This window comes from Streptococcus sp. SG1, assembly GCF_030439935.1.
GTDB classification, from domain to species: domain Bacteria; phylum Bacillota; class Bacilli; order Lactobacillales; family Streptococcaceae; genus Streptococcus; species Streptococcus gordonii.
Map to the genome: position 1 here is coordinate 1 of NZ_JAQFJC010000017.1, position 5,094 is coordinate 5,094.

Annotated in this window: 1 tRNA gene and 3 rRNA genes; all 4 read right to left on the minus strand. The window is 50.1% G+C overall.

Features of this window, described 5'->3' with window-relative positions:
• Position 1: 1 nt before the first annotated feature.
• The 4 genes from rrf to PCY06_RS10710 all read right to left on the minus strand — a co-directional run bounded on the left by rrf (position 2) and on the right by PCY06_RS10710 (position 4,901).
• Positions 2 to 117, minus strand: a 5S ribosomal RNA gene (gene rrf, locus PCY06_RS10695).
• Positions 118 to 197: 80 nt separating this feature from the next.
• A 23S ribosomal RNA gene (locus tag PCY06_RS10700) occupies positions 198 to 3,097 on the minus strand.
• Positions 3,098 to 3,217: 120 nt separating this feature from the next.
• A tRNA-Ala gene (locus PCY06_RS10705) sits at positions 3,218 to 3,290 on the minus strand.
• A 54-nt stretch (positions 3,291 to 3,344) separates the two neighbouring features.
• Positions 3,345 to 4,901: ribosomal RNA gene (locus tag PCY06_RS10710) — 16S ribosomal RNA — on the minus strand.
• Together the 16S, 23S and 5S rRNA genes with 1 tRNA gene alongside form the textbook arrangement of a ribosomal RNA operon.
• Positions 4,902 to 5,094: the final 193 nt, after the last annotated feature.

The window sequence follows — 5,094 nt, forward strand, 5'->3', positions numbered from 1 at the left end:
TGCTAAGCGACTACCATATCTCACAGGGGGCAACCCCCAACTACTTCCGGCGTTCTAGGGCTTAACTGCTGTGTTCGGCATGGGTACAGGTGTATCTCCTAGGCTATCGTCACTTAACTATTGAGTATCTAATCTACTCAAAATTGAATAACTACTCATTTCTAACAATACTTTTTGAACGCTGCGCTCAATGAAAATTGGATAAGTCCTCGAGCTATTAGTATTAGTCCGCTCCATGTGTCACCACACTTCCACTCCTAACCTATCAACCTGATCTTCTCTCAGGGCTCTTACTAACTTGCGTTATGGGAAATCTCATCTTGAGGTGGGTTTCACACTTAGATGCTTTCAGCGTTTATCCCTTCCCTACATAGCTACCCAGCGATGCCTTTGGCAAGACAACTGGTACACCAGCGGTAAGTCCACTCTGGTCCTCTCGTACTAGGAGCAGATCCTCTCAAATTTCCTACGCCCGCGACGGATAGGGACCGAACTGTCTCACGACGTTCTGAACCCAGCTCGCGTGCCGCTTTAATGGGCGAACAGCCCAACCCTTGGGACCGACTACAGCCCCAGGATGCGACGAGCCGACATCGAGGTGCCAAACCTCCCCGTCGATGTGAACTCTTGGGGGAGATAAGCCTGTTATCCCCAGGGTAGCTTTTATCCGTTGAGCGATGGCCCTTCCATGCGGAACCACCGGATCACTAAGCCCGACTTTCGTCCCTGCTCGAGTTGTAGCTCTCGCAGTCAAGCTCCCTTATACCTTTACACTCTGCGACTGATTTCCAACCAGTCTGAGGGAACCTTTGGGCGCCTCCGTTACCTTTTAGGAGGCGACCGCCCCAGTCAAACTGCCCGTCAGACACTGTCTCCGATAGGGATCACCTATCCGGGTTAGAGTGGCCATAACACAAGGGTAGTATCCCAACAGCGCCTCCATCGAAACTGGCGTCCCGATCTCGTAGGCTCCTACCTATCCTGTACATGTGGCACAGACACTCAATATCAAACTGCAGTAAAGCTCCATGGGGTCTTTCCGTCCTGTCGCGGGTAACCTGCATCTTCACAGGTACTAAAATTTCACCGAGTCTCTCGTTGAGACAGTGCCCAAATCATTACGCCTTTCGTGCGGGTCGGAACTTACCCGACAAGGAATTTCGCTACCTTAGGACCGTTATAGTTACGGCCGCCGTTTACTGGGGCTTCAATTCATACCTTCGCGTTACCGCTAAGCACTCCTCTTAACCTTCCAGCACCGGGCAGGCGTCACCCCCTATACATCATCTTACGATTTAGCAGAGAGCTGTGTTTTTGATAAACAGTTGCTTGGGCCTATTCACTGCGGCTGACCTAAATCAGCACCCCTTCTCCCGAAGTTACGGGGTCATTTTGCCGAGTTCCTTAACGAGAGTTCTCTCGCTCACCTGAGGCTACTCGCCTCGACTACCTGTGTCGGTTTGCGGTACGGGTAGAGTATGATACATCGCTAGAAGCTTTTCTTGGCAGTGTGACATCACTAACTTCGCTACTAAACTTCGCTCCCCATCACAGCTCAACGTTACAGGTATAAGCATTTGACTCATACCACGCCTCACTGCTTAGACAGACTCTTCCAGTCGTCTGCTTTAGTTAGCCTACTGCGTCCCTCCATCACTTCATACTCTAGTACAGGAATATCAACCTGTTGGCCATCGGATACACCCTTCGGTCTCTCCTTAGGTCCCGACTAACCCAGGGCGGACGAGCCTTCCCCTGGAAACCTTAGTCTTACGGTGGACAGGATTCTCACCTGTCTTTCGCTACTCATACCGGCATTCTCACTTCTATGCGTTCCAGCGCTCCTCACGGTACACCTTCTCCACACATAGAACGCTCTCCTACCATCCCCTAAGGGATCCACAGCTTCGGTAAATTGTTTTAGCCCCGGTACATTTTCGGCGCAGGGTCACTCGACTAGTGAGCTATTACGCACTCTTTGAATGAATAGCTGCTTCTAAGCTAACATCCTAGTTGTCTGTGCAACCCCACATCCTTTTCCACTTAACAATTATTTTGGGACCTTAGCTGGTGGTCTGGGCTGTTTCCCTTTCGACTACGGATCTTAGCACTCGCAGTCTGACTGCCGACCATAATTCATTGGCATTCGGAGTTTATCTGAGATTGGTAATCCGGGATGGACCCCTCACCCAAACAGTGCTCTACCTCCAAGAATCTTGATGTCGACGCTAGCCCTAAAGCTATTTCGGAGAGAACCAGCTATCTCCAAGTTCGTTTGGAATTTCTCCGCTACCCACAAGTCATCCAAGCACTTTTCAACGTGCCCTGGTTCGGTCCTCCAGTGCGTTTTACCGCACCTTCAACCTGCTCATGGGTAGGTCACATGGTTTCGGGTCTACGTCATGATACTATTGCGCCCTATTCAGACTCGGTTTCCCTACGGCTCCGTCTCTTCAACTTAACCTCGCATCATAACGTAACTCGCCGGTTCATTCTACAAAAGGCACGCTCTCACCCATTAACGGGCTCGAACTTGTTGTAGGCACACGGTTTCAGGTTCTATTTCACTCCCCTCCCGGGGTGCTTTTCACCTTTCCCTCACGGTACTGGTTCACTATCGGTCACTAGGGAGTATTTAGGGTTGGGAGATGGTCCTCCCAGATTCCGACGGGATTTCTCGTGTCCCGCCGTACTCAGGATACTGCTAGGTACAGAATCTATTTAAAATACGAGGCTCTTACTCTCTTTGGCTGACTTTCCCAAGTCATTCTTCTATAAATTCTGAGTCCACATTGCAGTCCTACAACCCCGAAGAGTAAACTCTTCGGTTTGCCCTCCTGCCTCTTCGCTCGCCGCTACTAAGGCAATCGCTTTTGCTTTCTCTTCCTGCAGCTACTTAGATGTTTCAGTTCACTGCGTCTTCCTCCTCATATCCTTAACAGATATGGGTAACAGGCATCTACCTGTTGGGTTCCCCCATTCGGATATCCACGGATCGTCGCTTACTTACAGCTCCCCGAGGCATTTCGTCGTTTGTCACGTCCTTCTTCGGCTCCTAGTGCCAAGGCATCCACCGTGCGCCCTTACTAACTTAACCTTATTTTTGACCTTTCAGTCTTAAACTCATTAATATTCACAGCGTTTCGGTTTATTTCTTGTTACTATTTGATATAGTTATTCAATTTTCAATGGACTAGTTTGGAACTGAACGTTCCAATGGAGCCTAGCGGGATCGAACCGCTGACCTCCTGCGTGCAAAGCAGGCGCTCTCCCAGCTGAGCTAAGGCCCCACAAGACCTCTCAAAACTAAACAAGACTCCATCGTGCATTCCGTTTTTCCTTAGAAAGGAGGTGATCCAGCCGCACCTTCCGATACGGCTACCTTGTTACGACTTCACCCCAATCATCTATCCCACCTTAGGCGGCTGGCTCCTAAAAGGTTACCTCACCGACTTCGGGTGTTACAAACTCTCGTGGTGTGACGGGCGGTGTGTACAAGGCCCGGGAACGTATTCACCGCGGCGTGCTGATCCGCGATTACTAGCGATTCCGACTTCATGTAGGCGAGTTGCAGCCTACAATCCGAACTGAGACTGGCTTTAAGAGATTAGCTTGCCGTCACCGACTTGCGACTCGTTGTACCAGCCATTGTAGCACGTGTGTAGCCCAGGTCATAAGGGGCATGATGATTTGACGTCATCCCCACCTTCCTCCGGTTTATTACCGGCAGTCTCGCTAGAGTGCCCAACTGAATGATGGCAACTAACAATAAGGGTTGCGCTCGTTGCGGGACTTAACCCAACATCTCACGACACGAGCTGACGACAACCATGCACCACCTGTCACCGATGTACCGAAGTAAAACTCTATCTCTAGAGCGGGCATCGGGATGTCAAGACCTGGTAAGGTTCTTCGCGTTGCTTCGAATTAAACCACATGCTCCACCGCTTGTGCGGGCCCCCGTCAATTCCTTTGAGTTTCAACCTTGCGGTCGTACTCCCCAGGCGGAGTGCTTAATGCGTTAGCTGCGGCACTAAGCCCCGGAAAGGGCCTAACACCTAGCACTCATCGTTTACGGCGTGGACTACCAGGGTATCTAATCCTGTTCGCTCCCCACGCTTTCGAGCCTCAGCGTCAGTTACAGACCAGAGAGCCGCTTTCGCCACCGGTGTTCCTCCATATATCTACGCATTTCACCGCTACACATGGAATTCCACTCTCCCCTTCTGCACTCAAGTTAAACAGTTTCCAAAGCGTACTATGGTTAAGCCACAGCCTTTAACTTCAGACTTATCTAACCGCCTGCGCTCGCTTTACGCCCAATAAATCCGGACAACGCTCGGGACCTACGTATTACCGCGGCTGCTGGCACGTAGTTAGCCGTCCCTTTCTGGTAAGATACCGTCACAGTGTGAACTTTCCACTCTCACACCCGTTCTTCTCTTACAACAGAGCTTTACGATCCGAAAACCTTCTTCACTCACGCGGCGTTGCTCGGTCAGACTTTCGTCCATTGCCGAAGATTCCCTACTGCTGCCTCCCGTAGGAGTCTGGGCCGTGTCTCAGTCCCAGTGTGGCCGATCACCCTCTCAGGTCGGCTATGTATCGTCGCCTAGGTGAGCCGTTACCTCACCTACTAGCTAATACAACGCAGGTCCATCTGGTAGTGGTGCAATTGCACCTTTCAATTAATTATCATGCAATAATTAATATTATGCGGTATTAGCTATCGTTTCCAATAGTTATCCCCCGCTACCAGGCAGGTTACCTACGCGTTACTCACCCGTTCGCAACTCACAGTCTATGGTGTAGCAAGCTACGGTATAAACTGTGCGTTCTACTTGCATGTATTAGGCACGCCGCCAGCGTTCGTCCTGAGCCAGGATCAAACTCTCATTTAAGCGTTTGAGTCTTACTCATTTCTGTCCACTGACAGATTTATTTTTCGTTCTTTGACAGGTCACATATCTCTATGTCACCCTGCACTTGGTTCGTCTTGTTCAGTTTTCAAAGGTCTTTGCCTCCCTCGGAGACAACTATCTTAGTATATCATCTACTCGCTAAACTGTCAACTACTTTTTTGAACTTTTTTTA